The sequence below is a fragment of the Rothia nasimurium genome, from assembly GCF_928381705.1.
Taxonomy (GTDB): Bacteria; Actinomycetota; Actinomycetes; order Actinomycetales; family Micrococcaceae; genus Rothia; species Rothia nasimurium_G.
In genome coordinates this window covers 1-26416 of record NZ_CAKMSR010000007.1, presented here as the reverse complement: position 1 = coordinate 26416, position 26416 = coordinate 1, and the positions used below count along the sequence as shown (strand labels likewise).

The 26416-nt window shown below is 57.8% G+C and carries 23 protein-coding genes and 2 pseudogenes; 16 read left to right on the top strand and 9 right to left on the bottom strand.

Annotation, left to right across the window (positions count from 1 at the left end; genetic code table 11):
* Nucleotides 1-52 precede the first annotated feature (52 nt).
* Both L6762_RS07065 and L6762_RS07060 read left to right on the top strand, forming a co-directional pair.
* On the top strand, nucleotides 53-910 hold the full coding sequence (locus L6762_RS07065) for a ChaB family protein (RefSeq protein ID WP_237186244.1): 858 nt from the start codon (nucleotides 53-55) through the stop codon (nucleotides 908-910).
* Nucleotides 911-1087: 177 nt separating this feature from the next.
* Nucleotides 1088-2605, top strand: coding sequence for an MDR family MFS transporter (locus L6762_RS07060; RefSeq protein WP_237186243.1), 1518 nt, complete (start codon nucleotides 1088-1090; stop codon nucleotides 2603-2605).
* Nucleotides 2606-2742: 137 nt separating this feature from the next.
* Here the strand turns inward: L6762_RS07060 and L6762_RS12060 are convergent, their stop codons facing one another.
* Both L6762_RS12060 and L6762_RS12055 read right to left on the bottom strand, forming a co-directional pair.
* Nucleotides 2743-2988 (bottom strand): hypothetical protein, encoded by a 246-nt coding sequence (locus tag L6762_RS12060; protein WP_423817091.1) that lies wholly within the window; start codon nucleotides 2986-2988, stop codon nucleotides 2743-2745.
* Nucleotides 2989-3024: 36 nt separating this feature from the next.
* Nucleotides 3025-3285 (bottom strand): methylenetetrahydrofolate reductase, encoded by a 261-nt coding sequence (locus L6762_RS12055; protein ID WP_423817092.1) that lies wholly within the window; start codon nucleotides 3283-3285, stop codon nucleotides 3025-3027.
* A gap of 251 nt (nucleotides 3286-3536) precedes the next feature.
* Between L6762_RS12055 and L6762_RS07050 the strand changes: the two genes are divergently transcribed.
* Entirely contained in the window at nucleotides 3537-4523 is a 987-nt protein-coding gene (locus tag L6762_RS07050; RefSeq protein ID WP_423817090.1) for an aldo/keto reductase, read from the top strand.
* Between the two features lie 89 nt (nucleotides 4524-4612).
* On the opposite strand, the gene L6762_RS07045 is transcribed toward L6762_RS07050, so the two are convergent.
* Nucleotides 4613-5038 carry a low molecular weight phosphatase family protein gene (locus L6762_RS07045; RefSeq protein ID WP_237186241.1) on the bottom strand — a complete coding sequence of 142 codons (426 nt, stop codon included), beginning with the start codon at nucleotides 5036-5038 and terminating at the stop codon, nucleotides 4613-4615.
* Between the two features lie 117 nt (nucleotides 5039-5155).
* Nucleotides 5156-6073, bottom strand: a complete 918-nt coding sequence (locus tag L6762_RS07040; protein ID WP_237186240.1) for a DUF308 domain-containing protein — start codon at nucleotides 6071-6073, stop codon at nucleotides 5156-5158.
* Between the two features lie 261 nt (nucleotides 6074-6334).
* Here L6762_RS07040 and L6762_RS07035 point away from each other — a divergent pair, with 261 nt between their 5' ends.
* Both L6762_RS07035 and L6762_RS07030 read left to right on the top strand, forming a co-directional pair.
* Nucleotides 6335-7630 carry an adenylosuccinate synthase gene (locus L6762_RS07035; protein WP_237186238.1) on the top strand — a complete coding sequence of 432 codons (1296 nt, stop codon included), beginning with the start codon at nucleotides 6335-6337 and terminating at the stop codon, nucleotides 7628-7630.
* A 124-nt stretch (nucleotides 7631-7754) separates the two neighbouring features.
* Nucleotides 7755-8768, top strand: a complete 1014-nt coding sequence (locus tag L6762_RS07030) for a magnesium and cobalt transport protein CorA (RefSeq protein ID WP_237186236.1) — start codon at nucleotides 7755-7757, stop codon at nucleotides 8766-8768.
* A gap of 135 nt (nucleotides 8769-8903) precedes the next feature.
* Here the strand turns inward: L6762_RS07030 and L6762_RS07025 are convergent, their stop codons facing one another.
* The gene (locus L6762_RS07025) at nucleotides 8904-10445 is read right to left on the bottom strand and encodes an MFS transporter (RefSeq protein ID WP_423817089.1); all 1542 of its coding nucleotides are present in this window, start codon (nucleotides 10443-10445) and stop codon (nucleotides 8904-8906) included.
* Nucleotides 10446-10619: 174 nt separating this feature from the next.
* Here L6762_RS07025 and L6762_RS07020 point away from each other — a divergent pair, with 174 nt between their 5' ends.
* On the top strand, nucleotides 10620-11153 hold the full coding sequence (locus L6762_RS07020) for a TetR/AcrR family transcriptional regulator (protein ID WP_237186229.1): 534 nt from the start codon (nucleotides 10620-10622) through the stop codon (nucleotides 11151-11153).
* Here the strand turns inward: L6762_RS07020 and L6762_RS07015 are convergent.
* The 3 genes from L6762_RS07015 to L6762_RS07005 form a co-directional block, all read right to left on the bottom strand.
* Nucleotides 11150-12799 carry an alpha,alpha-phosphotrehalase gene (locus tag L6762_RS07015; protein ID WP_237186227.1) on the bottom strand — a complete coding sequence of 550 codons (1650 nt, stop codon included), beginning with the start codon at nucleotides 12797-12799 and terminating at the stop codon, nucleotides 11150-11152. The genes L6762_RS07020 and L6762_RS07015 overlap by 4 nt on opposite strands.
* A 159-nt stretch (nucleotides 12800-12958) precedes the next feature.
* A complete protein-coding gene (gene treR, locus L6762_RS07010; protein ID WP_237186225.1) occupies nucleotides 12959-13693 on the bottom strand; it encodes a trehalose operon repressor in 735 nt (244 codons plus the stop codon).
* Nucleotides 13694-14089: 396 nt separating this feature from the next.
* Nucleotides 14090-15295 carry a cobalamin-independent methionine synthase II family protein gene (locus tag L6762_RS07005; protein ID WP_237186474.1) on the bottom strand — a complete coding sequence of 402 codons (1206 nt, stop codon included), beginning with the start codon at nucleotides 15293-15295 and terminating at the stop codon, nucleotides 14090-14092.
* Nucleotides 15296-15642: 347 nt separating this feature from the next.
* Between L6762_RS07005 and L6762_RS07000 the strand changes: the two genes are divergently transcribed.
* The 4 genes from L6762_RS07000 (at nucleotide 15643) to L6762_RS06985 (ending at nucleotide 19959) form a co-directional block, all read left to right on the top strand.
* Nucleotides 15643-15885, top strand: a complete 243-nt coding sequence (locus L6762_RS07000; RefSeq protein WP_237186223.1) for a hypothetical protein — start codon at nucleotides 15643-15645, stop codon at nucleotides 15883-15885.
* A gap of 8 nt (nucleotides 15886-15893) precedes the next feature.
* Nucleotides 15894-16403 carry a GNAT family N-acetyltransferase gene (locus L6762_RS06995; RefSeq protein ID WP_237186221.1) on the top strand — a complete coding sequence of 170 codons (510 nt, stop codon included), beginning with the start codon at nucleotides 15894-15896 and terminating at the stop codon, nucleotides 16401-16403.
* 174 nt (nucleotides 16404-16577) lie between these two features.
* Nucleotides 16578-18416 (top strand): dihydroxy-acid dehydratase, encoded by a 1839-nt coding sequence (gene ilvD, locus L6762_RS06990; RefSeq protein WP_237186219.1) that lies wholly within the window; start codon nucleotides 16578-16580, stop codon nucleotides 18414-18416.
* A gap of 346 nt (nucleotides 18417-18762) precedes the next feature.
* Nucleotides 18763-19959 carry an RNase H family protein gene (locus L6762_RS06985; RefSeq protein WP_237186218.1) on the top strand — a complete coding sequence of 399 codons (1197 nt, stop codon included), beginning with the start codon at nucleotides 18763-18765 and terminating at the stop codon, nucleotides 19957-19959.
* A gap of 107 nt (nucleotides 19960-20066) precedes the next feature.
* On the opposite strand, the gene L6762_RS06980 is transcribed toward L6762_RS06985, so the two are convergent.
* Nucleotides 20067-20693: a DedA family protein gene (locus tag L6762_RS06980; RefSeq protein ID WP_237186216.1), complete on the bottom strand. Its 627-nt coding sequence runs from the start codon at nucleotides 20691-20693 to the stop codon at nucleotides 20067-20069.
* A gap of 341 nt (nucleotides 20694-21034) precedes the next feature.
* On the opposite strand from L6762_RS06980, the gene L6762_RS06975 reads away from it, so the two are divergent.
* From L6762_RS06975 to L6762_RS06960, 6 genes and pseudogenes are all read left to right on the top strand, one after another.
* A complete protein-coding gene (locus L6762_RS06975) occupies nucleotides 21035-22549 on the top strand; it encodes an O-acetylhomoserine aminocarboxypropyltransferase/cysteine synthase family protein (RefSeq protein WP_237186215.1) in 1515 nt (504 codons plus the stop codon).
* 3 nt (nucleotides 22550-22552) lie between these two features.
* Nucleotides 22553-23056 carry a CoA-binding protein gene (locus L6762_RS06970; protein WP_135012911.1) on the top strand — a complete coding sequence of 168 codons (504 nt, stop codon included), beginning with the start codon at nucleotides 22553-22555 and terminating at the stop codon, nucleotides 23054-23056.
* Between the two features lie 453 nt (nucleotides 23057-23509).
* Nucleotides 23510-23917: pseudogene (locus tag L6762_RS12050) on the top strand (HD domain-containing protein); the annotation flags it as partial.
* A gap of 9 nt (nucleotides 23918-23926) precedes the next feature.
* Nucleotides 23927-23980: pseudogene (locus L6762_RS12045) on the top strand (hypothetical protein); the annotation flags it as partial.
* A 15-nt stretch (nucleotides 23981-23995) separates the two neighbouring features.
* The gene (gene tet(M), locus L6762_RS06965) at nucleotides 23996-25915 is read left to right on the top strand and encodes a tetracycline resistance ribosomal protection protein Tet(M) (protein ID WP_002364936.1); all 1920 of its coding nucleotides are present in this window, start codon (nucleotides 23996-23998) and stop codon (nucleotides 25913-25915) included.
* Nucleotides 25916-26037: 122 nt separating this feature from the next.
* Nucleotides 26038-26205: a cysteine-rich KTR domain-containing protein gene (locus L6762_RS06960; RefSeq protein WP_002319681.1), complete on the top strand. Its 168-nt coding sequence runs from the start codon at nucleotides 26038-26040 to the stop codon at nucleotides 26203-26205.
* The last annotated feature ends 211 nt before the right edge of the window (nucleotides 26206-26416 follow it).

Below are 26416 nucleotides of genomic sequence, written 5' to 3'. Positions count from 1 at the left end.
TGACCGGGACTACGCTTAGACAGTAAGAACACTGATAACTGGAAGGTGAACCATGGGCAAGAAGCCAGAACTCAGCAAGGAACTCAAGCGTTCCAGCGACAAGGCACAAAAGCGCTACGTGAAGGCATATGCCAAGGCCCTGGACAAGTACGGCGATGAAAAGAAGGCCCGCAAGAAGGCCCAGAAGAAACTTGAGAAGAAGTACGAGCTGGTGGGCAAGAAGTACGAAAAAATTGCCGACAAGCCCCAGCCTGCCCCCAAGGGTAAAGACAAGGGCAAGGACGCCGCCGCCCTCGCTGCCGGTAAAGGCAAGAAGAAAGCTGAGAAGGTAAAGGCAGAGAAGAAGCGCGAGCCGAAGAAATCCGATAAGAAGGACTCAAAGAAGAAAGCTAAGAATAACAAGAAGAGCACAGCCCAACGTGAGGCTGAGCTGATTCTGGCTGATGTAACCGAGGCCGGGGAAGAAACTGCCGGCTACGAAGAGATTCTTGATGCTGAGAGCCTGGAGCCCGGTGATCTTGAAGCGTTCGAGGGTGAGGAAGAAGCCCCCGAGCTGGATGCTCCCGATGCCGTGACCGAGGTTGGGGAAGATGAGGGACTGGCTCCCGAAGAAGCCGACGAGCCTGAAGAAGCCGAAGAGCTCTACGAGGAAACCTTCGCCAGTGCCGACCCTGCTGACTTCGACGAAGACCTGACCACCGAACCCCTGGCCGAGGCGCCTGCCCAGGAGGATGCGGCGTCCGCCCCTGACCTGCAGGACGACGACCAGACCTTCCTGGTTGCAGAGGTGCGCCCCCTGGCGGAGCTCACCCGCGCCGAGCTCTACGAGCTAGCCAAGCAGCTTGAGGTGCCGGGCCGCTCGTCCATGACCAAGGGCGACCTGCTCATCGCGGTCCGAGCCGCCCAGTAGAAAAGTCAAAAAGCCACTGATAGGGGATCGGGGAAACCTGGTCCCCTTTTGGTTACCAGTATTCGCTCTAGCAAGCTCTGGCTACCCGGTGGCCTGTCCAATAAAATCCCATGTGACCTGGGTCTGTGAGCAATCAGCTATTTTGCTACATAACTGCAAAGAGTAGGCTTAACGCCTATGTCTTCTACGCAAACACACTCTTACCCCGAAACTGGAGCGCACTCGGTCACCGAGCCGGCAGCACACACCGCATCAATGCCTGCCGCCCGCAAGCTAGAGCGCCACGAGTTCCTGCTCCTGGCCATTATGGTGATTGCGGCCTTCGTGCTCATTCTGAATGAAACCCTGTTGGGCGTGGCCCTGCCCGACATCATGGCAGACCTGAACATCAGCGCCTCCACCGCCCAGTGGACCTCCACCGGCTTCATGCTGACCATGGCAGTCGTGACCCCGGCTTCTGGCTTCATCATCTCCCGCTACTCTATTCGCACCGTCTTTGTCGCAGCTATGGCGCTCTTCTCCGCCGGAACCCTAGTGGCGGCTACCGCCCCCGGTATCGCCCTCTTGCTGGTCGGGCGTGTGCTCCAGGCTGGCGGTACCGGCGTGATGATCCCCCTGCTCATGACCACCATGATGCGCCTGGTTGCCCCCAGCAAAATCGGTCAGGCTATGGGCATCATCGGCATGGTGATCTCAGCTGCTCCCGCAGCCGGCCCGACTGTCTCAGGCATCATTCTGAACGCCGCTAGCTGGCGCTGGCTCTTCTGGCTAATTCTGCCCATCGGTATTATTGCTCTGCTGATTGGCCTGTGTCTGGCACCTGCTGAGAAGCCCGAAGGCACCTCACAGAAACTCGACATCTTCTCCATCGTGCTTTCCACCCTGGGCTTCGGTGGCTTGGTGCTGGGGCTGTCATCCATGGGCGGGGACTCCTCCCACGGCGGCGCTCACCTGCCCGTCAACCCCTGGGTTGTTGTGGTAGCAGCTGCGGCGCTCCTCGCTATTTTCGTACGCCGCCAGATTCAGCTACAGGATCGCGGCCCCTTCATGGATATGCGTATCTTCCGCGCCCGCCCCTTCACCCTGACCGTCATTATGACCTCCCTGGGCATGGGTGTGATGCTGGGAACCGCAATTCTGATTCCCCTCTACGCCGCCAACGTGCTGGGCATGAGCGCCCTACAGACCGGTCTGATGCTGTTGCCCGGTGGCGTGATTATGGCAGTATTGAGCCCCGTTGTGGGTCGCCTGTCGGACCGCTTCGGTGCCCGTACCCTGGTGATTCCCGGCGCAGTTCTCTTTAGCGCCTCTATCTGGCTGATGAGTACCTTCAGCGCCACCACCCCGATCTGGTACCTGGTGGGCACCTACATGCTCATGACCTTTGCTCTGCCGCTCATTAACACCCCTCTGATGTCGCTGGGCCTGGGATCCCTGGGGCACGAGCTCCACGCTTTTGGCTCTTCAGCTATGACCACCTTCCAGCAGGTCTCAGGCGCCGCCGCGACCGCCCTCTTTGTGGCTCTACTGGGCATCGGTTCAGCAGCCCACGGTGGCACTGGCACCGAGGCTTACATGGCAGGTGTGCACCTTGCCTTCCTGGTGGCAGCCTTCATGTCGTTGGGCTCTATCGTGGTGGCCCTGCTGGTGCCCGCAGGTAAGCCGGCAGCTGGCTCCGCGCCCATGGGTCACTAGATGACCCATTAGAGCTAGCACCGGCCTGCTAAGTCCCGGTAATCCCTGATCAGAAGGACGCCGCCCCTGCCCTCCTGCCATCTGGCAGGTAGAGCGGGAGGCGGCGTCCTTCTGCTGACTCTCTAACTCCCGGGGGCTTAGACCGCCACCGTCAGGCTGGCCCGTACCGCCTCGGTCGCGGCAACCAGGGACTCGATGGAGGCCTTGGTCTCCTTGTAGGCACGGGTCTTCAGGCCGCAGTCGGGGTTGACCCAGAGCTGGCGGGTAGGAATGTGCTCTAGCGCGGTCGTCAGAAGCGCCTGCACCTCATCAGCTGAGGGTACACACGGGGAGTGAATGTCCCAGACGCCGGGCCCGATGCCGCGATCGAAGCTCTCAGGCACATCGGCCAGCAGCTCCAGGCGGAAGGCACCTACCGACTAGTCCAGGTAGGCCGCCTGGTCCTCAGCCCGCAGGGGCAGCAGCTCGCGCAGGGCTAAAAACCCGCGGACGCCGATTGCCAGTATGCGACGCGCAGCGGCTTCCAGCTCATTGGCGCTGTGCCCCACACAGGTGAGATGGGCCAGGGGCGTGAGCCGGGTTTCGTGAACCAGGTGGTCGAGCAGGGCCAGGGTTTTCTGCTTACGAGCCCGATCACCGGAGTAGGTCACCGAGACGTAGTCGGGGTTAGTGGGAGCCAGCTGGTCGATAGTTGTCAGCAGGCTCTCACAGCTGGCGGAACTTCGCGGTGGAAAAGTTCATAAGAGAGCGCCGGTATATGGGTACTCATAGTTTCCTTACAGGTCGTTGGGTAGACCCGAAAGAATGCGCTGGCCGCTCCCACTGGTGGCGGGAGGGCGCCACACAGGGCGCTGGCAAGAAACCGCCGCTCTATGTACCTTTTTGACTCTGTGTCGGGTGTGTTGAGACACATGACAGTAATATGACGGGTATGAGTATTGAGTATCGCCAACTAGGAAAAAGCGGGTTGACCGTCTCGAACGTGGGTCTGGGCTGCAACAACCTGGGCCGCGCCACAACCGCCACCGAAACGCAAAGCGGAACCAACGCCGTCCTCACCGCCGCCGTTGAAGCCGGAATCACCCTCTTTGACGTGGCCGATATTTACGGGTCCGCACCGGGAGTTTCTGAAACCATGTTTGGGAAGGCCCTGCGGGAGACCGGGATTGACCGCGACGAGATCGTGATTGTCTCTAAATTCGGCATGGACATGGGAGGGGCCAACGGCACCGACCACGGGGTGCGCGGCTCCCGTCGGTATATTATGCGGGCGGTTGAGGCCTCCCTGAGCCGCCTAGGCACGGACTACATCGACCTCTACTTCCACCACACCCCCGACCCGGCAACCCCCATCGAAGAAACCCTCTCAGCTCTGGGTACCCTGATTGAGCAGGGCAAGGTGCGCTACATCGGGTCGTCCAACCACACTGGCTGGCAGATCGCCCACGCCGAACACCTGGGCCGGGCCCTGGGGCACCGCTACATTGCGGCTGAGAACCACTACAACCTGCTTGACCGCCGCGCTGAACTCGAGGTTCTACCCGCCGCCCGCGAGTTCGGGCTGGGCGTGCTGCCCTACTTCCCCCTGGCTAACGGGCTACTAACGGGCAAGTATTCGCGCTCTTTTGCCCCGGCGGACGGCCGTCTGACCCGCATCAAACCCGACATCTTGGACGGCGCTAACTGGGACCAGCTCGAAGCCTTCTCAGCCTTTGCCGCCGAGCGCGGCCTGACCGAGGTACAGGTCGCCTTCTCGTGGCTGGCTCAGCAGGAGCCGGTTGCCTCCGTGATTGCCGGGGCCACCACCGAAGAGCAGGTGCGCGCCAACACGGCGGCTATCGTCCGCCGGTTCGACGCGGACGAGCTCGCCCTACTCGACGAGATTTTCCCGGCACCGCCGAAAGTAGCGCTTTTCTAACTCCCCCATGCAGCAAACGACGCCCCTTCCCTCTTTCCCGCAGCATTCCGGTGCGTGGAAAGAGGGAAGGGGCGCCGTTGTATGTCGAACTAGGCAGTAAGCTCAGCCAGCAGGGCGCGGACGCGGGCGTCGATGTCGTCCCGAATCAGGTTCATACGCTCAGCCCCCTCGATTCCATCGTGGGAGGGCTCAACGGTATTCCAGCGTTCGGTCTTAGCCAGGACCTCCTCATCCGTCGTCTCAAGCTGGGCAGCCCCACCCAGAATGACGATACGGTCGGCAGTGGCCAGGTCGTCGGCGCTCGCGAACTTGGGCTTACCCTGGCTCATATCAGCACCGATTTCAGCGAGCGAAGCGGCAGATTCAGCATTGACCGCGCTGCCCACCGCAGCCTTGGTGCCTGCGGAGGTCGCCCGCACGCGTCCTTGCGCATGGAGGTTCATCAGGGCCTCAGCCATCTGAGACTTGCCCTTATTGGACTGGCAGATAAAAAGAACATGCGGGGTAGAAGTCATAGCTCCATCATACGGCCCGCCGAGAACTTCTACATGCACAAAAGCCCCACTCACCCTACCGCAGGGAGGTAGAACGAGTGGGGCTTTCATCAGCGTAGAAACAACTAGACGAAGAACCTACTTATTGCTGTACAGGACGGCATCGTGATCGAAATCTGCAGAGACATCAAGGGTAACGCTCGCCGGATCAGCTACACCAAAGGCAACATCAAAGGTGACAGATTCACCGGGCAGAATACGGCCGCTAGGAGCTGAACCGATGTTCTGTTCAGAGTCAAAAATCTGATCAACAGCCTTACCCCCTGAATTACCTTCAGCATAGAAGAGAGGCTCAAACGGTTCACTTGTGCCGTTCTCAATCGTTACGGTGAAAGCCACGTAATCTGTCAAAGACTCATCTAAACGTGAGGCGTACTCGCTGGGAACATAATCGGTGCGAGGCTCGGAGACAGTAAGGCGCAGACCGTCCTCAAACTCTGCCGTGTCGCCGAACTGCAAGACACCATCAATGGCAGTGGCTGAGTCAGGAGCTGCAGCAGAGTCTTCAGTGGCAGGTTCGGAAGAGGATGCCCCAGAATCAACGGATGCAACGGCAGAGGGAGTAGCTAGAGCCGACTCAAGATCTTCCATTGCCTGCTCAAATTCAGGGTCGGTTGCCACGGCGTTAGCCACAACAAAAATCAGGACGATAGCTGAAACAATTGACCCAACGATTGATAGGACTAGGGCAACAATAGATGAAACCTTCTCTTTACCCTTCTGGAATAGACCAACGATAGAGGTCACAAAAGCTGCAAACAGAAACAGCCAGCCAAGGACGGCAACGGCGGGAATGCAGCCCAAGATAAAGCCGAGAACGCCCAGGCCTAGAGCCACCAGGCCAACCACGTTCTTAGGCTTTTTGCCGTTAGGTTGCTGGGGCACGGCGTAGGGGTCCTGGCCCGGTGCCGTATAAGCCCCGGCAGACGATGAAGGCCCACCGGGCTGATCGGGCTGAGAAGACGAAGTGTTAGGTGTGTATGGGTTTTCGTTCATACTTTCCAGTTTAAAGATAATCCCGGTACCCACTGGCCACATTTCGGATTATTTCTCGGTGATTCCCGGGAACCTGCCACCGGCGTCCGCTCACCCTCTACCGCTAGTAGCGCAAAACCTGGAACACCCACCCAAACACAAACCACCCTTGCTATCCTTAAGAATGGTGTGCCCTGCGTCCGCGCCGTCTGCACAGGCCGCGCAGCCCCACCCCACCGCCGTGAAACCCGGCGGTGACCACCCTATTCAGGAGTAAGACTTATGCCAGCAATTGTGATTGTAGGCGCCCAGTGGGGCGACGAAGGTAAGGGCAAAGCAACCGACCTGCTCGGCGGCCGCGTCGACTACGTCGTCAAGCCCAACGGCGGTAACAACGCAGGCCACACCGTCGTCGTCAACGGCCAGAAGTTCGAGCTCAAGCTCCTTCCCGCCGGCATCCTCTCAGAAAACGCTGTACCCGTCATTGGCAACGGCGTGGTCGTCAACCCCGAAGCCCTCTTCGAAGAAATTGACGGCCTCGAAGCCCGCGGCGCAGACACCTCCAAGCTCAAAATTTCAGCTAACGCCCACCTGGTAGCGCCCTACCACCAGACCATGGACAAGGTCACCGAACGCTTCCTCGGCAAGCGCGCCATCGGCACCACCGGCCGCGGCATCGGCCCCACCTACATGGACAAGGTAGGCCGCCTGGGCATTCGCGTGCAGGACATCCTCGACGAGTCCATCCTGCGCCAGAAGGTCGAAGGTGCCCTGCGTCAGAAGAACGAACTGCTGGTCAAGGTCTACAACCGCCGCCACGTCGAGGTCGAAGAAATCGTCGAGTACTTCATGAGCTTCGCCGACCGCCTGGCACCCATGATTGTTGAATCAACCCAGCTGCTCAACAAGGCCCTGGACGAGGGCAAGACCCTGCTCATGGAAGGCGGCCAGGCCACCTTCCTCGACGTAGACCACGGCACCTACCCCTTCGTCACCTCATCTAACCCCACCGCAGGCGGTGCCTCCGTTGGCTCCGGCGTCGGCCCTACCCGCATCTCCCGCGTCATCGGTATTCAGAAGGCCTACACCACCCGCGTGGGCGCTGGCCCCTTCCCCACCGAACTCTTCGACGACATGGGCGAATTCCTGCGCACCACCGGTGGCGAGTTCGGCGTGAACACCGGCCGCCCCCGCCGCTGCGGCTGGTACGACGCGGTTCTGGCCCGCCAGGCTGTGCGCATCAACGGCTTCACCGACCTCTTCATCACCAAGCTGGACGTGCTCACCGGGCTAGAGAAGATTCCTGTCTGCGTCGCCTACGACGTAGACGGTGTTCGCTTTGACGAGATGCCCATGACCCAGTCAGACTTCCACCACGCCAAGCCCATCTACGAGTACTTCGACGGCTGGACCGAAGACATCACCGAGGCCAAGACCCTCGATGAACTGCCCGAGAACGCCCGCAAGTACCTGGAGAAGCTGGAAGAGATTTCCGGCTGCCGTATCTCGGCAATTGGCGTTGGCCCCGGCCGCGAGCAGACCATTGTGGTGCGCGACCTGATCGACGAGGAGAAGTAGGGCGGACGTCCGCCCCCTTTTCCTGCAAGGGGACCAGATTTCCTAAAAAGGACCGCATAATATGCGGTCCTTTTTAGGTTTTAAGGTCCCCTTGCGGGAGCAAGAGAGGACTACGATAGACACCATGCCCTTACTCAACACACTCAACCACACCACCGGGGCCGTCACCGGCTACGACTCCCTCACCGACCTCGCCCAGGCCTTCACGCCCGGCACCGACTGCGCCTACATCGGCCTGGTCGACCCCTCCCGCGACGACCTCACCACCCTCACCGGCCTCTTCGACCTGCACCCCCTTGCCGTCGAAGACTCCGAGCAGGGCCATCAGCGCGCTAAGCTCGAACGGTACGGCGACACCTACTACCTAGTGCTCCGCCCTGCGATTTATCTCGACGACATCGAAGAGATTCGTTTCGGCGAAACCCACATGTTCGTAGGGCAGAATTTCGCGATTTGGCTGGTCAAAGATGCCTTACGGTCAGACGCTACCACCCGCCAGACTATGGATACGGTCTTCACCAGCGCTACAGGCGGTGCCACACGACAGGCCGACCCTCTCGTCTTCCTGCACCGGGTGCTCGATATGCTGGTGGACGGCTACTTCCCCGTCATCGAGGGGCTAGAAAACGACGGCGACGAAATCGAGGACGCCCTTTTCTCCGACAACTCTGAAGCTAGCGAGATATCTCAGCGCATCTACAGCCTGCTGAATGAGGTTACCGACTTCAAACGCGCGGTCAAGCCGGTGGGGCAGATGCTGGATTTGCTCATGGGGCGTATTCGTATTCAGGCTGAGACCGGCGATGAGCACCAGCTTGAGCTGCTCCGCTACTTCCGCGATGTGAAGGACCACGTCATCAGTGTGGTAGACCGGGTGGACGACTTGCGGTCTTCCCTAGAGAATGCCCTGGCGGTGAACTCAACGATCGTAGCTGAGCGGCAGAATGACGACATGAAGCGCATTTCAGCCTGGGCTGCGATTCTGGTGGCCCCCACCATCATCGGATCGATTTATGGCATGAACTTTGACGTTATGCCCGAGCTGCACTGGACCTTCGGCTATCCGGCCTCACTGCTGCTCATGGCGGGGGTGTCCTTCGGGCTGTGGCTGGTGTTCAAGAAGAAGGAGTGGCTGTAGGGGCTAGATGGCTCCCAGGCCTAGTTGCGCCACCTCCGCTTTCGGAAAAGACCATCTAAACCAGAAAAACCCACCTAGTTCGTGGGTTTTTCTGATTTAGATGGTACCTAGCCTGAAGGGGCAGGGCGGGCGGCTCTACATCTTCACCCCGCGCAGGGTGCGCACTACCATCACAGCGCAGAGAAGCATGAGCACCACACCGATAGCCGAGGTGTAGACCACGCCCGAGTCGAAGGCGTGCTGGGCTGAGACCAGCAGGGCCGCGCCGGTTTCTCCGCCGATGTTCTCAGCCACCTCAGCTGCCCCACCCAGGGTCTCGCGGGCGGCGTCCGCGTCCGCAGCACTAACCCCCTCGGGTACCACCAGGTGGGCAACATAGGCTGCGTTCAGGATTGACCCCAGAATCGCGGTACCCATGACCGAGCCGGTCTCGTAGGCGGTCTCCGAGATAGCGGACGCCGCACCCGCCTTGTGCGGGGGAACAGCGGCCAGGATGATGTCGTTGGTCAGGGTCTCAGCGAAGCCAATGCCTACACCGAGCAGGGCGAAGGCGACCAGAATACCGGTATCAGAGCCTGAATCGGCAGTGAAGAAGACCAGGCCAAAGGCTGCCGCATTCATCAGCAGGGCACCTGAAATGACGATCCAGGGCTTGAGGACTTTAACGATATAGACAACCACCAGGCCCGCAATAACGGTCAGTACCAGGCCGGGCAGCAGCAGGAGGGCGGCGCTGAAGGGGGAATGGCCGCTGACCAACTGCAGGTGCTGGGAGACGAAGTAGAGGAAGCCAACCAGTGAGAAAATCGCCATGAGATTGGTCAGTACCGCACCGGTGAACTGCTTGTTGGTGAAGAGGCGGACGTCCAGCATGGGGTTGGTGCGGGCCAGCTGGCGGCGGGTGAAGACAATACCGCAGATGGTTGCTACCAGCAGCAGGGCGACGGTGAGCAGGTCGAAGCCGTCGTGGGCAAAGTGCTTGATGGCGTAGACGAAGGGGGTCATGGTCGCCATGATCAGGGCGATGCTGACGAAGTCGATGGCGCCGGGAGCCGGGTCCTTGGAGTTAGGAATCAGCCAGAAGCCCAGCAGGAGCATGGGCAGCAGGACGGGCACGGCCATGAGGAAGACCGAGCCCCAGTAGAAGTGCTCTAGCAGGAACCCGCCGACGACCGGGCCCAGGGCTGCGCCACCTGCGAAACCTGAGGCCCAGATGGCAATAGCGGTGCGGCGTTCGGTGGCGTCGGCGAACATGTTGCGGATGATGGAGAGGGTTGCGGGCATAAGCATAGCCCCGAAGATACCCATACCGGCGCGGGCGGCAATGAGCCAGGCGGCGGTGGGGGCGAAGGCGGCAGCAGCTGAAATAACGGTAAAGCCGAAGCCGCCCAGTAGCAGCATGGTGCGGCGGCCGAAGCGGTCGCCCATGCTACCTGCGGGAATGAGCAGACCCGAGAGGATCAGGGGGTAGACATCGTTGATCCAGAGTAGCTGGGTGCCGCTGGGGGAGAGCTGGGCTGAAATCTCGGGCAGGGCGAAAGAGAGCACTGTGTTATCGACCGAGACCAGCAGTACCGGCAGCATGAGCACAGCCAGGGCTGCCCAGCGACGGGAATAGGGGGTGATTGAGGATTCTTCAGTGGTGACGGCTCTCATCTGGCCGGTTGCGGGGTGCATGTCTGCTCTTTCGTGAGGACGGCTACCTGGGGTTGGTGCGGGCGCGGTACCGGGCAGGACGCCGGGGTACGCTTGGCCGCTCATCGGTAGCGGGGTGCTCGGTGGGGAGCACACTTGTTACTGTACCGTCTGGACGGTTTTGTTTTCAAGTGGGGAGGCGGTAGGGTGGGGCACATGAGTTCTCGCGAAAAAATCCTTGACGCCTACGAAGCCCTACTGATTGAGGAGGGGGAGCGGGCAGCGTCCTTGAACGCTATTGCCGCTCGTGCCGGGGTGTCCAAGGGAGGGCTGCTCTACCACTTCCCCGATAAGACCGCCCTGATCGACGGGCTGTTGGAGCGGGCCTGGGTGCTTGCTGAGCGGGATTTCAAGGCCATGGCAGATGACCCCGCCGGGGCCTGCGCCTACTATGTGCGCACCTCTATGTATCAGGACACCCCTTTTGACCGGGTGTTTGTGGCCGCTTCGCGCCTGCGTCAGGACGCCGCCGAGAAGGTTGCCGAGGTCTACGACAGGATCCAGGGGCGCTGGTTTGAGATGATTCGGGCTGAGACCCCCTCGGATGCTGCGGCCCGCGCTATCTTGCTGATGGGGGACGGGCTCTACTACAACGCGGCGGTCGCCAGTAGTGAGTCCCGCCCCAACCTTGCTCTCAGCGGCGATATGGATGCCCTGCTGGAGGTAGTAGAGCAGCTCAAGGGGCGTTAGCCAGCCAGTACAGCTACCGTCTCGTAGGGCCGCAAGACCAGCTCGCTGGTTCCCAGCCCAGGCTCATTCTTGTAATTACACAGAAGTGCCGACCCCGCCGCGAACTCGGCAGGCAGCGGCACGGCGGCGTCCTTACCGTAGAAGTTGCAGAGCACCAGCAGGCGCTGACCCTCATGCTCTCGTGCAAACCCGTAGACGCTCTCGTGCTCGCGGGCAAAGGGCTCGTAGGAGCCCTCAGCAATCAGAGGCATCGTATGGCGCAGGCGCACCAGCTCCCGGTAGAAGGGCAAAATGGTGCCCTCAGCCTCTTCGCGCTCCACGTTAATGTCGGCCTGCGAGGTGGGCATCAGCCAGGGCTTCACCTGAGAGAAGCCGGCGAACTCAGATGCGTCCCACTGCATGGGGGTACGGGAGTTGTCGCGGGACTTCTTGGTGACAATGCGGAAGGCCTCGGCCTCGCTCACGCCCCGCTCCTGCAGAATGGCAAAGGCGTTGTGGGATTCAACGTCCACGTAGTCATCCATGGACGAATAGACCGGATCAACCATGCCGATCTCTTCACCCTGATAGATGTAGGGGGTACCGCGGGTCAGGTGCACGGCGGCAGCCAGCATGGTGGCGGACTCTGCCCGGTAACGCTCCACATCACCAAAGCGGTTGATGGCGCGGGGCTGGTCGTGGTTATTCCAGAAGGACGCCTGCCAACCGCCTCCTGCCTGAATACCTACCGCCCAGTCGGTCAGCAGACCCTTAAGAGCCATGAAATCAAAGGGCACATCAGACCATTTCTCGGTACCGTCATAGTCCACCTTGAGGTGGTGGAAGGAGAAGACCATGTCCAGCTCCTGGTTGGCCGGGTTGGTGTAGCGCACGCTGCTGTCGATGGTGGTCGATGACATCTCACCCACGGTCACGGTACCCTCGGTGTCGCCAAAAGTGGCCCGGTGCAGTTCCTGCACCCAGGGGTGCACGCGCTCGGTGTCGGTGTAGATGAGCTTGTCGTTCTCGCCGGGTGCGGCATCCCGCAGGTCCTCAGCCTTGCCAATCACGTTGAGCACGTCAAAGCGGAAGCCGCGAACACCCTTGTCCTTCCAGAAATTGACCACCTTGAAGAGCTCTTCGCGCACCCTGGGGTTGTGCCAGTTCAGGTCTGCCTGGGTCACATCGTAGAGGTGCATGTAGTAGAGGTTGGTATCGCCAAACTGTGACCAGGCTGGGCCGCCGAACTTGGATTCCCAGTTGGTCGGCAGGGAGCCGTCCTCCTGGGCCGGGCGCAGGTAGAAGAAGTCCTGGTACTCCTTCTCGCCGGCTAGAGCCCGTTGGAACCACTCGTGCTCGGTGGAGACGTGGTTGAGCACCATATCGAACATCACCCCGATTCCCTCTCGCCCCAGGGCTGCAATCAGTTCTTCAGCGTCCGCCATGGTGCCCATCTCGGGGTCTACCTCGTAGTAGTTGGCGATGTCGTAGCCGTTATCGTTCTGCGGGGAGACGAAGAAGGGGTTGAACCAGACCATATCGACCCCCAGGGAGGCAATGTAGGGGACCTTCTCGATAATGCCCCGCAAATCGCCTACGCCGGTGCCGTTCGAGTCGTAGAAGGACTTGGGGTAGACCTGGTAGATGACCTTATCGTGAAAGCTCATGGTGTGCTCCAAAGGGTAGGACGCCGGTGTTAGGGCGGCTGCGCCCGGTAGGTTAGGTGGGGTAAAAGAAAAGAAGCGTACCCCGTTAAAGCGGGATACGCTCCTTAACCTTACCTGTCTAACAGGTGCTTCGGCTGTTGTTACAGCTGATGTGGAACTTTATTCAGAAACCGGAATTTCATGGCGGCGGTGCGCGAAGTCCAGGTAACGGAACTTATCGGCGCGGTGGCGGGAAATGGTGTACTGGAAGGCGGTGCCGTCCTCAAGCATGGTGATAGAGGTGGTCACAGCAACGTACTCGCCAGCGTGCAGGTTCAGGTACTTGGCATCGTTGGGGGTAGCCTGCTCGATGCTGATCTGCTTGGCAGATGACACAATGTTCAGACCCAGTTCACCCTCGAAGTAGTGGTAGAGGGAATCCTCAGCGACCTCGCGGGGAATTTCGGCTACTACGCTCTTGATGATGTAGTCATGGTCGATGATGGCGGGGGCGCCGTCCATGTGGCGAACTCGCATGATGTGGGTGACGGGCACCTGCTCTACGGAGTCGTCCGTTAGGGCCTGGAAGGGCACATGCGGCAGCAGGGCGTCCTCAAGCTCAACCAGTTCAGTCTGGGTGTCGCGGCTGGCTGACTCAGCAAATTCCTTGTAGCTGACCAGTGATGACACGGGAATGGAGTAGCGCTTGTGGTCAATGACCAGGGAGCCCTTGCCCATGATGCGCTGGATGTAGCCGCGGTCGGTCAGAATAGCCAGAGCCTTGCGGGCGGTCTCACGAGAGACGTTGTACTTTTCGGTCAGCTTCTTTTCGCTGGGCAGCAGATCGCCGACGCCGTACTTACCTTCATCAATATCACGAGCCAGGTCGTGGTAGATGCGTTCAAACTTTCCCATTTGGTTCCCCTGTATAACAGGTGCGAGAGCACATTGTGTGAGATGGAGTGAGAGTTTCACACGGTGATTGTGTTTCCCTATAGTCTAGGGCGCAGCCCCGATGTTTGCGAGAGACCCACATGTAAATGTGTGTCACACGTTAGACAGGAATGTGACATGCCGGTTTTTCCAGGAGGGTGTAAGTTTGACCTGCAAAAACTTTGGTTAGCGAGAGCACCCCTGATGGAAATGTGGCGCGAAACGCACTTTCGGGTTGTAAGAAGCGGCCCCCACCAGCGTCCGCCCGCCTCCCCCTCGGCCCGCAGTAAGGGGACCGCATAACTTCAAAGGGACCGCATAGTATGAGGTTCCTTTGAAGTTATGCGGTCCCCTTTAACGGTGGGGTGGGGTCTAGCCCTAGCCGAAGAGGCGCTCACTGGCGATGCGGGCGCCTTCCGTCAGCGATTCCAGCTTGGCCCAGGCCAAGTCGGGGTGCAGGCGTCCGCCCAGACCGCAGTCGGTCGACGCCACCACGTTCTCCTTGCCCACCACCTGAGCAAACTGCTCAATGCGCTGGGCCACCAGCTCGGGGTGCTCAATCAGGTTGGTCGAGTGCGACACGACGCCGGGAATCACGTACTTGCCCTCGGGCAGCTCCAGGTTCTCCCAGACCTTCCACTCGTGGGCGTGGCGCGCGTTGGCAGCCTCAAAGGTGTAGCCGGCGGCGTCAATCGACAGCAGGGTATCGGCCAGGTGCTTGAACTCCAGGTCGGTGCTGTGCGGCCCGTGCCAGGACCCCCAGCACAGGTGGAAGCGGGTCTGCTCGGTCGGGATGTCCTCAAGCGCGTAGTTGAGGGCATCGACCGCCACCTGGATAAAGTCAAGGTAGTCACTGACGCTGGGCTCGGGGTTAATCTGGTCCCAGCCCTCAGCCACCGAAGGGTCGTCGATTTGCAGGGTAAAGCCGGCATTGGTGATGGCCTTGTACTCTTCCTTCAGTACATCGGCCCAGGCGTAGATGTGCTCCTTATCGGTGGGGTAGTAGAGGTTACCCACGCGGGCAGCTGACCCGGGTGACAGGGCAGCAACAAAAGCACTGTGCGCCCCCTTGCCCTCGGTGGCAGCTGCCAGGTTGCGGACGTCCCGCCCCACCTCGTCCTGGCCCTGGTAGGTCAGAGGGGCGACGGTAACAGGGAAACTGCGGTCAGGGTCGTTGCCCAGGTCGAGCTCCGCGGTGTAAAAGTCCTGGAAGCGGGTCCAGTCGCGGCGGTCGGCAAAGCTGGTGTACTTGAGCTTGCCCGGCTCAGAGCGGTGCACCTCGTTCGCGGGGTTGCCCTCGGTCAGCAGCTTCAAGCCGCCGGTGCGGGCAAAGGAGTAGTGCCACCAGGCGCCGTAGTCCACCGCCTGACTCATGGCATGCCCGTACTCGCCGTCGTTCACAATGTCGATACCGATGTCTACCTGGCGGTCAATCACTGCCTGGGTTTCCTCGGTCAGAATCTGCTGGAAATCTGCCTCGTCGATGCTGCCACCGCGGCGGGCGGCGTTAGCTTCAATCAGGCGCTGGCTGCGCGGCAGGGAACCAACGTGAGTGGTCAGAATACGGTCGGTGTTGATGGGCATGGTCTGCTCCTGGGGTAGTCCTACGGCTGTAGAGGACGCTGCACTTCGGTCAGCGGCCATAAACCCAGCTAACACCCCCACCTGGCGAGCCCCCAAGCCCTCCAGGCCCTAAGACGGCATATTTCAAAAATGAACTTCGGTGACGGATGCGCGTCATACGCGCGTCATGAGCGCCTGACTCACCGCAAGGGGACCGCAAAACTTAAAAGGGACCTCATATCATGCGGTCCCTTTTAAGTTTTAAGGTCCCCTTTGAGAGGGCGCGGTGCGGAACCGTCCGCCCCTAGTCATCCCCAAGAGCTACTTGTTAGACTCGAAACAACAAGACCAAGGAAAGGAGCAGAACCATGACCGTAAACGCTAAAGATGCAACTCGCTGGCAGCCCACTCATCGAGCGGCCCGTCAAACCCTGCAAAAAGTTCTGCGCCATCACACCACGGCTATCGGGAACGATGGTCTAACGGATGCAGAGCGAAAAACCCTCGCATCGGAATACGAAACCCAGCAGAACCGGGCTTTTTCGGCTCAGCATCGTAGAGCCCTTGAGCAGCTCGAGCCTACCCCAGTAGGATTAGCCCTCAAAAACTAGGGGCCTACGTGTATTTTCGAGAGCTCAGCACAAGCGATATACCGGCCCTTCAACAATGGGTCTGCACCTACCCTGCCAAGCGGCACTACCACACCGCTTCACACCCCGCGGAATGGGAGCTAAAGGTTCAAAGCTTCGTCCGGGAAACTCAGCCCCAGAAAATTGCCCGAGATCCCTACAAGGTCTCTATCGGAGCTTTCTTGGAGAAGCAGATAGCAGCTGCCGCTCTCATTACATATCGCCCCTATGATGATGTCTTCGACATTACCTATATCTCTACGGCCGCCCACGCCCAAAACCAGGGAATTGCACAACAGCTTATTCAGCAATGCGTTATCACAGCCCAAGAGCACCCCAAATTTAAAGACCTCACCAGCGACATCATGACCTGCGCTATCGACCGCAGAAATACAAAGTCTCAACGGGCCTTTGAGCGCTTTGGATTTACCCTAGTTGACGATAGCCACCCCCAGCTTCTGGAATATGCGCTGAGATTTATGCGAGGCTTACTGGAGTAGCGTCCCGCGGACGCCCGTCCTGCCGTCCCTGCCCCTTGGCAGGGGAGTGGGGGAGAGACCGTCCGCCCCTATCTACACTATATGAGAACGCCACTTCCCACCCTGTGGACTACCCGCGCTCAGGCGTAGACTAGTACACAAACCTCCAACCACAAACTTTCTTGGGAGCTATCGATGCCAGAACTGCGCTCGCGTACATCAACCCACGGCAGAAACATGGCAGGTGCCCGCGCACTGTGGCGCGCCACCGGCATGGGCGACGACGACTTCGGTAAGCCCATCATCGCTATCGCCAACTCCTTCACCCAGTTCGTGCCCGGCCACGTGCACCTCAAAAACATGGGCGAACTGGTTGCCGGTGCTATCCGCGAAGCGGGCGGCGTAGCCAAGGAATTCAACACCATCGCCGTGGACGACGGCATCGCCATGGGCCACGACGGTATGCTCTACTCCCTGCCCTCCCGCGACCTGATCGCCGACTCGGTCGAATATATGGTCAACGCCCACCGCGCCGACGCCCTGGTCTGTATCTCTAACTGCGACAAGATCACCCCCGGTATGCTCCTGGCAGCTATGCGCCTGAACATCCCCGTCATCTTCGTCTCCGGCGGGCCTATGGAGTCCGGCGAAGGCATCGAGGGGGTCGTTGAGCACCGCCTTGACCTGGTGGACGCCATGGTCATGGCCGTGGACGACAGCGTCAGCGACGACGCCCTAGCCCAGGTTGAAAAGAATGCCTGCCCCACCTGCGGCTCCTGCGCCGGTATGTTTACCGCCAACTCCATGAACTGCCTGAATGAGGCCATCGGCTTGGCCCTGCCCGGTAACGGCACCACACTGGCCACCCAGGTTGCCCGCAAGCAGCTCTTCCTCGAAGCTGGCGCCAAGATTGTTGAGCTGGCCAAGCGCTACTACGAGCAGGACGACGAGTCCGTCCTGCCTCGCTCCATCGCCACCAAGGCCGCCTTCGAGAACGCCATGGCCCTGGACGTTGCCATGGGCGGCTCCACCAACACCGTCCTGCATATCCTGGCTATTGCCCACGAGGCAGGCGTCGACTTCACCCTGCGCGACATCGATGCCATCTCCCGCAAGGTGCCCTGCCTGGCTAAGGTCGCCCCCAACTCCACCAAGTACCACATCGAGCACGTGCATCGCGCAGGCGGTATTCCTGCCCTGCTCGGTGAGCTGGACCGTGCCGGTTTGCTGAACCGCGACGTCCACTCCGTGCACGCTGACTCCCTGGAGCAGTGGCTCTCTGACTGGGACATTCGCTCCGGTGCCGCCACCGACACCGCCAAGGAGCTCTTCCTGGCTGCCCCGGGTGGCGTCCGCACCACCCAGGCCTTCTCCACCGCCAACAAGTACGAGTCCCACGAAACCGATGCCGAAAACGGCTGCATCCGCGCCGTTGAGCACGCCTACACCAAGGACGGCGGCCTGGCGGTTCTGTACGGCAACATCGCCGAGGATGGTGCCATCATCAAGAGCGCAGGTATCGACGAAGAGCTCTTCCACTTCGTCGGTAAGGCTTTTGTAGTGGAATCCCAGGATGAGGCCGTCTTCGAGATCCTGTCGAAGAACGTGAAAGAAGGCGACATCGTCGTCATTCAGTACGAGGGCCCCAAGGGCGGCCCCGGCATGCAGGAAATGCTCTACCCCACCTCCTACCTCAAGGGCCTGGGCCTGGGTAAGAAGTGCGCCCTGATCACCGACGGACGTTTCTCGGGCGGCACCTCCGGTATCTCCATCGGCCATATCTCTCCCGAGGCAGCAGCCGGTGGCGCTGTGGGTCTGATTGAGCACGGCGACGAAATTGAGATCGATGTTCATAACCGCATCCTGCGCGTGAATGTGCCCGACGAGGTGCTGGCTGAGCGCCGCGCCAAGAAGGGCCCTGCCCCCTGGAAGCCCACCAAGCCCCGTGAGCGTCAGGTCTCCAGCGCCCTGCGCGCCTACGCCTCCATGGTGACCAGCGCCGACAAGGGCGCCGTGCGCATCGTCCCCGAGTAAACCTCGGCCTTTTCTCAAATCACAAGGACGCCCGCCCCGGCTTACGCAAGCTGGGGCGGGGCGTCCTTGTGCTGGGGGCCTCTTACCCGGGTTATCTCAGGGCGCGTCCGCCCCGCCTGCCCGGGCTGTTGGGGGGAGGGGGCGTCCGCCCGTCCGTCCGTGAGTACCCACCAGACTCGCGCGGTGCTTACGCGCGGGATGGACGCCACGCGAGAACCGTGGACGTTCACCGAGAGAGTGAACGGGCAACCGATGCGGCTCTAGCTGTTGGCAAAAGGGCGTGGAGTTGGTATAGCTTTAAAGAGTAAGCAAAACAACTATAGACACCCCTTAGGAGATGAATAATGTGGAAATTACGCCTGCGCATATCAAGAAATGTGAGCTGACCTGGGAGCCGCCGGATTACACCAGCTCCTACCCGGCAGGCTTCACCGAGCAGGGTGTGGCTGTCATCGTGGTGGTCATGGACCAGGTGCGAGCTGCCGGTGACTGCCATGTGGGGCTGACGTCCTTTGCTTTTATCTCGCGCGAAAACGGCGAGCGAGAGGTCATTGAGAGCGAACCTGTGGCTGAGTCTCTGACACACAGCCTCATGGACCCCTGCGACACCGTACACACCGACATGCTGGGCCGTGCGATTCTGGCGACCATGGACGCCATCCCCGAGGAGTATAAGACCAACCTCATCACCGTGGCAGCCGATAAGCACTACCTCAAGCTGCTCTTCCGCAAGTTCACGGCCTTCCGCGACTTCTTGGAATACCGGTCCATTGATAAGGTCATGAACCCCTACGAGTCGCACTCCCTGGGCGAGATTCACGTGAAGCTCATCGGCACTCCGGCAGGTGAGCTCATGCCGCACTTTATGGACGAGGCCTCGCGTCTGGCTCACGCCGAGCTTGAGAAGAACACCGCCCAGCTGCCGGTAGAGAAGCTGGTGGAGTACAGCGTCTTTACCGACTGTTCGTTCCGGTCAACCAATAATAAGAAGTATTTAAAGGGCGGACGCATGGGCATCGGCGGGGTGAGTGAAGACGGCTTCTTCTTCCACTCCCACTACGATGCAACGAACATTATGACCGGGGAGCTCTCGGCTATGCTGGCTGCCTTTAATATCTTCTATCACGGTGGCCGCCAGCTGATTATTCACACCGATTCGCTGGGGGCGCTGACCTTTGTGCTGCGCTTGGCGCACAACCGCTGGGTGTATAACACTTGGGCTACCGAGGGTGTGCAGAACCAGCAGGTTCTGGACGAGATGGAGCGGCTGACCGAGGCCATTCGGGAGCGCCGGGTGCTGGTCAAACATATTCCGGGGCATACCGGGCACGGGCTGCAGGAGTCGTCGGATTCTGTATCGAAGATGCACCGGCACTTCCCCGGGCAGATTGTGGATAAGGGGCATGTTTCCGAGTTCAACAAGCGCTGCGAGTCTATTATTACCGCCCTGTCTGGGTGCGAGAAGGCTTTGCGTCTGCCCTGTGCGGATTGGATTCAGATTCGCCCGTCGGTGGTACACGCCCGCAACCGTCTGTGGAAGTAGCGGGGCTGCTGCCCTAGGTACCATTTAAATCAGAAAAACCCACCTAGTTGGTGGGTTTTTCTGATTTAGATGGTACTAACTGACCGGGGTGGCACGGACGCCCGCCGTTAGGCTACGTCGCGCTTTTCCTGGCGGGCGCGGCGCAGCAGCCAGATGAAGACAGCCACCAGGGCCAGGGCTACCAGGGCGTAGACCACCTTTGAGTACTGGTCGATGACGCCTTCAACAGCGTGCCAGTTTTCGCCCAGGACCCAGCCACAGTAGATGAGCAGGGCGTTCCAGATAGAAGAACCGAGCAGGGTATAAAGACCGAAGGTCAGAGGGTTCATACGGTCGATACCGGCGGGAATCGAGATGAGCGAACGAATACCGGGGATGACGCGGCCGATCAGAATAGAGGCCTTGCCGTACTTGTCGAACCAGGCCAGGGCGTTGTCGACGTCCTCAACCTTGACCAGCCACATCCAGGCTGCGATCTTGCGCAGGCGGTGAGCGCCGATAGCTGCGCCCAGGTAGTAGAGGAAGTAGGCGCCGGTGAGCGAGCCGACGGTCGCCCAGATGAAGGCGGCCACTACGTTGATGGATCCCTGGGAGGCGGTGAAGCCGGCCAGCGGCAGGATAACCTCGGAGGGGATGGGCGGGAAGACGTTCTCAAGGAAGACGGCCAGGCCAACGCCGGGGGAGCCGATAGCCTCCATGACGGAGATAACCCAGTCGATAATGTTCTGGAGCACGAGTGCCCTTTCTCTGCGAGTGCGGGCAGCCGCCCGGTGACAAAACTTTCTCTATTCTCTCGTAGAACCCTGTGTTTTCCTATGAGCTAGCTTGTAGAGAGGCTGGGGGTTTTGGTCACGTTGGACGGGGGCGGCTGAGCGTCCATTAGAATCGCGCGGTGCTTACGCGCGGGATGGACGTTACGCGAGTTTGGTGGACACTGGCCGAGGTGGGGAATGGGGCGCCCTGCCTTTCCGGTAATGCTGCGTAACCTGTTCACACGGTGAAATAAGTTACCGCAGGTAGAGGGGCATGGGTGACTATGGAGGGTAGATAACTAGGCCTACTATCAGGAGAGTCCATGGCTGAGCATACTTTTGGCTTCCGCACCCGTGCCCTGCACGCGGGCGGTACCCCCGACGCCGAGCACGGTGCTCGTGCGGTTCCGATTTACCAGTCCACCTCCTTTGTTTTTAAGGACGCGGACGACGCCGCCAACCTTTTTGCCCTGCAGAAGTACGGCAATATCTACTCCCGCCTGGGTAACCCCACTGTGGCGGCGCTGGAAGAGCGTATCGCTTCGCTGGAGGGCGGTATCGGTGCGGTGGCGACCGCTTCGGGTATGGCCGCTGAGTTCATTACCTTCGCGGCACTCTGCCAGGCTGGGGACCATATTGTTGCTTCGTCCAACCTCTACGGCGGCACTATCACCCAGCTGGATGTTTCCCTGCGCCGGTTCGGTATCGACACTACCTTTGTGGACGGCACTGACCCGGCCGACTATGCCGCCGCGATTCGTCCTGAAACCAAGGCTGTCTACACCGAAATCGTGGCTAACCCCTCGGGGCAGGTCGCTGACCTAGAGGGTCTGGCCCGCGTTGCCCACGAGAACGATATTCCCCTGGTCGTGGACGCCACCCTCTCTACCCCCTACCTGATCCGCCCCATCGAACACGGCGCTGACATCGTGATTCACTCGGTTACTAAGTTCCTGGGCGGGCACGGCACCACCTTGGGCGGTGTGGTTGTCGAGTCGGGCCGCTTCAACTGGGGCAACGGTAAGTTCCCTACCATGACCGAGCCGATTCCCTCGTACAACAACATCTCCTGGTGGGGTAACTTCGGCGAATACGGCTTCCTCACCAAGCTGCGTTCGGAGCAGCTGCGTGACTTCGGCCCCTCCCTCTCAGCCCAGGCGGCTTTCAACCTGCTGCAGGGTGTTGAGACTCTGCCCCAGCGCATGGACGCCCACCTGGCCAATGCCAAGGACGTCGTCGCCTGGCTAAACGAGGACGCCCGCATCTCCTACGTTAACTACGCCGGCCTGCCGGAGCACCCCCACTATGAGCGGGCACAGAAGCTGCTGCCGCTGGGGGTTGGGTCGGTCTTCTCCTTCGGCGTTGCCGGCACCGAGAAGGCGGGCGGACGCGACGTGGGCGCCGAGTTCATCAAGAACCTGCAGTTGGCCTCCCACCTGGCCAACATTGGTGATGCCCGCACCCTGATTCTGCACCCGGCGTCCACCACCCACCAGCAGCTGACCGCTGAGCAGCTGGCTGCCGGTGGCGTGGGCGAGGACTTGATCCGTATTTCGGTGGGTCTGGAAGATGCCGTCGATATCATCTGGGATTTGGACCAGGCCCTGACCGTTGCCTCCGGCCGCAACCACGCCGGTGAGGTCGTTGGTGTTGCTAGCGCTGATGAGCTGGTGGCCCGCCGTGAGGCTGCCGAGGCTGAGGCTGCTGCCCAGAAGGCTGCCCTGGAGGCGGACGCTGCCGCCCACGCCGCCGAACGCGCCGCGCGGGAGGGGGCTGGGACGTCCGCCCCGGCGTCCGCGCCTGCCTGCGAGATCCCTGCACCCAAGAAGGAGGCCTAAGCCGTGACTGAGATTCGTACCTGGGAAGGCCCCAGCGCACCGGAGCGACTAAAGATTCTGCACGAGACTAAGTCCATTGCGATTGTGGGTATGTCTGACAAGATTTCGCGCTCTTCGTATTTTGTGGCGACCTATCTGCAGTCGTCGAGCCCTTACACCCTGTACTTTGTGAACCCGATTTTGGCAGCTAAGGGTAAGGAGGTGCTGGGGCAGAAGGTGTACGCGTCACTGGCTGACCTGCCTGAGGCCCCTGACCTGGTGGAGATTTTCCGCCGCAACGAGGACCTGCCGGGTGTGGTGCAGGAGGCCATTGAGGTGGGCGCGAAGACGGTGTGGATGCAGCTGGGCTCCTGGAATGAGGAAGCTGCGCGGCTGGGTGAGGACGCCGGGCTGAACGTGGTGATGGACCGGTGCGTGAAGATTGAGCACGCCCGCTTCCACGGCGGCCTGCACCTGGCGGGCTTCGTGACCGGCGTGATTTCGTCCAAGCGGCAGGTCCTGGCTTAACCCCTGGGGTAGGTACCATCTACATCAGAAATGACCACCTGGCTGGTGGTCTTTTCTGGAGGGGGATAGAGGCAAGGAACAGGGCTATCTGCAGTTGCTCCAGTAGGTAGCACCTTCACGAAAAAGCTGGTGAAATAGGATGAGGGCTTCACGAGACTGATCTTCAAAGAAGTTTGGAGATGAGCCCTAGTAGATGTGCATCAAGTACCTATTCCTCGTGTCGATGAGGCTGCCCCCTGGCTTTGACTGCCGGGGGGCTTTTCACATGGTTCTAGATACTAAAAATTTTCTCACATATACTAGTTGACATAAAAATCTTGAAGGTGTTTACTAAGCACTAGGAGATACTACTAAACTGATGTACCCACGCGAAGAAGGTTGACGATGAAGTAGCTTTTTACCGATGATTTCCCTAGCTGGAGTCCGCAAGCCGCTAGTCTATGGGCCAAGACTGACCGGTCTGACGACCAGAGTACTGATTGGCTTAACCTTCCCCAGCACATGATGGATTCTGCCCAGGTTGGGGCTTACCTATGGAGTCACTACCTCTCAGAAAATCACCGTAGGTTCATTCAAGAACAGCTTGCTTTATCGAGTGAAGACTGCCAGCGATTCGTGGCTTTCCTGTGCGGATCTCACGACGTAGGCAAAGCTAGTCAATCTTTCGCGAGTCAGCTCAACGAGTCATCGCGCTATAGTTTCCTGGCTGACCAGATACGTGCAACGGGTTTGAACGTGCCTTCTGCAGTACCTTCAGACCAGTGGTCCCCACACTCTGCAGCGAGCTACATTATTTTGACTCGGTTCTTCGATGAAAAATTTGGTCAGAGCAGTTACCGCACCTTATTTAGGAGGGGTTAGTTTTTTGTACCCAGTGATAAGAGTATCTGTCACTGGGATTTTTTATGCCTTTTTGGCTTTTGAATGGAGGAAAATCACATGAAAATTATTAATATAGGTGTTTTAGCTCATGTTGATGCAGGAAAAACTACCTTAACAGAAAGCTTATTATATAACAGTGGAGCGATTACAGAATTAGGAAGCGTGGACAAAGGTACAACGAGGACGGATAATACGCTTTTAGAACGTCAGAGAGGAATTACAATTCAGACAGGAATAACCTCTTTTCAGTGGGAAAATACGAAGGTGAACATCATAGACACGCCAGGACATATGGATTTCTTAGCAGAAGTATATCGTTCATTATCAGTTTTAGATGGGGCAATTCTACTGATTTCTGCAAAAGATGGCGTACAAGCACAAACTCGTATATTATTTCATGCACTTAGGAAAATGGGGATTCCCACAATCTTTTTTATCAATAAGATTGACCAAAATGGAATTGATTTATCAACGGTTTATCAGGATATTAAAGAGAAACTTTCTGCCGAAATTGTAATCAAACAGAAGGTAGAACTGTATCCTAATATGTGTGTGACGAACTTTACCGAATCTGAACAATGGGATACGGTAATAGAGGGAAACGATGACCTTTTAGAGAAATATATGTCCGGTAAATCATTAGAAGCATTGGAACTCGAACAAGAGGAAAGCATAAGATTTCAGAATTGCTCCTTGTACCCTGTTTATCATGGAAGCGCAAAAAGCAACATAGGGATTGAGCAGCTTATAGAAGTGATAACGAATAAATTTTATTCATCAACATACAGAAAGAAGTCTGAACTTTGCGGAAATGTCTTCAAAATTGAATATTCGGAAGAAAGACAACGTCTTGCATATGTACGCCTTTATGGCGGAATCCTGCATTTGCGGGATTCGGTTAGAATATCGGAAAAGGAAAAAATAAAAATTACAGAAATGTATACTTCAATAAATGGTGAATTATGTAAAATTGATAAGGCTTATTCCGGGGAAATTGTTATTTTGCAAAATGAGTTTTTGAAGCTAAATAGTGTTCTTGGAGATACAAAGCTATTGCCACAGAGAGAGAGAATTGAAAATCCGCTCCCTCTGCTGCAAACAACTGTTGAACCGAGCAAACCTCAACAAAGGGAAATGTTACTTGATGCACTTTTAGAAATCTCCGACAGTGACCCGCTTCTACAATATTATGTGGATTCTACGACACATGAAATCATACTTTCTTTCTTAGGGAAAGTACAAATGGAAGTGACTTGTGCTCTATTGCAAGAAAAGTATCATGTGGAGGTAAAAATAAAAAAGCCTACAGTCATTTATATGGAAAGACCGTTAAAAAAAGCAGAGTATACCATTCACATCGAAGTGCCACCGAATCCCTTCTGGGCTTCCATTGGTCTTTCTGTAGCACCGCTTCCATTAGGGAGCGGAGTACAGTATGAGAGCTCGGTTTCTCTTGGATACTTAAATCAATCGTTTCAAAATGCAGTTATGGAAGGGATACGATATGGCTGTGAACAAGGATTGTATGGTTGGAATGTGACGGACTGTAAAATCTGTTTTAAGTATGGCTTATACTATAGCCCTGTTAGTACCCCAGCAGATTTTCGGATGCTTGCTCCTATTGTATTGGAACAAGTTTTAAAAAAAGCTGGAACAGAATTGTTAGAGCCATATCTTAGTTTTAAAATTTATGCACCACAAGAATATCTTTCACGAGCATATAACGATGCTCCCAAATATTGTGCAAATATCGTAAATACTCAACTGAAAAATAATGAGGTCATTCTTAGTGGAGAAATTCCTGCTCGGTGTATTCAAGAATATCGTAATGATTTAACTTTCTTTACAAATGGACGTAGCGTTTGTTTAACAGAGTTAAAAGGGTACTATGTTACTACTGGTGAATCTGTTTGTCAGCCCCGTCGTCCAAATAGTCGGATAGATAAAGTACGATATATGTTCAATAAAATAACTTAGCACATTTTATATTGTTATATAAATGTGGCTTCTTGTTAAACGAAACGAGATGAAATATTCTTTAATACAGATTTGAATTAAATGTAAAGGAGAAGATAATTATTATAAACTGTGAGTGGGTACTGTGTCCCATCTGTGGAAATAAAACACGTTTGAAAATAAGGGAAGATACTGAATTGAAGAACTTTCCTCTCTATTGTCCTAAATGTAGACAGGAAAATTTAGTTGATATAAAGCAGTTCAAGTTAACTGTGATTACAGAGCCAGACGCAAAGACGCAGAGCCGATAATCTGAGATTAGCATTCTCATTTTATCGGCTCTTTCTGTTTTATGTATTGTTATTATGATTAGTTTTTGATGTTTCTTGATTCATTGAGGCTTATTCAAAAGTAGACACGCACCCCACACCCACCAACTAGACAACGGCCCCACCCGCAGCAAAAATATGAGCGTTAAATCTCTACAAATAACCTCAAGCCATACCGGACAAGACCGTTGCT

Coding starts and splice junctions, on each gene's coding strand:
- L6762_RS06975 (WP_237186215.1), top strand. CDS start 21,035: ATGGCTGAGCATACTTTTGGCTTCCGCACCCGTGCCCTGCACGCGGGC.
- L6762_RS07030 (WP_237186236.1), top strand. CDS start 7,755: ATGCCCTTACTCAACACACTCAACCACACCACCGGGGCCGTCACCGGC.
- ilvD (WP_237186219.1), top strand. CDS start 16,578: ATGCCAGAACTGCGCTCGCGTACATCAACCCACGGCAGAAACATGGCA.
- L6762_RS07015 (WP_237186227.1), bottom strand. CDS start 12,799: ATGAGCTTTCACGATAAGGTCATCTACCAGGTCTACCCCAAGTCCTTC.
- L6762_RS07025 (WP_423817089.1), bottom strand. CDS start 10,445: ATGCACCCCGCAACCGGCCAGATGAGAGCCGTCACCACTGAAGAATCC.
- L6762_RS07040 (WP_237186240.1), bottom strand. CDS start 6,073: ATGAACGAAAACCCATACACACCTAACACTTCGTCTTCTCAGCCCGAT.
- L6762_RS07005 (WP_237186474.1), bottom strand. CDS start 15,295: ATGCCCATCAACACCGACCGTATTCTGACCACTCACGTTGGTTCCCTG.
- L6762_RS07020 (WP_237186229.1), top strand. CDS start 10,620: ATGAGTTCTCGCGAAAAAATCCTTGACGCCTACGAAGCCCTACTGATT.
- L6762_RS07045 (WP_237186241.1), bottom strand. CDS start 5,038: ATGACTTCTACCCCGCATGTTCTTTTTATCTGCCAGTCCAATAAGGGC.
- L6762_RS07035 (WP_237186238.1), top strand. CDS start 6,335: ATGCCAGCAATTGTGATTGTAGGCGCCCAGTGGGGCGACGAAGGTAAG.
- L6762_RS07065 (WP_237186244.1), top strand. CDS start 53: ATGGGCAAGAAGCCAGAACTCAGCAAGGAACTCAAGCGTTCCAGCGAC.
- L6762_RS07050 (WP_423817090.1), top strand. CDS start 3,537: ATGAGTATTGAGTATCGCCAACTAGGAAAAAGCGGGTTGACCGTCTCG.
- treR (WP_237186225.1), bottom strand. CDS start 13,693: ATGGGAAAGTTTGAACGCATCTACCACGACCTGGCTCGTGATATTGAT.
- L6762_RS07000 (WP_237186223.1), top strand. CDS start 15,643: ATGACCGTAAACGCTAAAGATGCAACTCGCTGGCAGCCCACTCATCGA.
- L6762_RS07060 (WP_237186243.1), top strand. CDS start 1,088: ATGTCTTCTACGCAAACACACTCTTACCCCGAAACTGGAGCGCACTCG.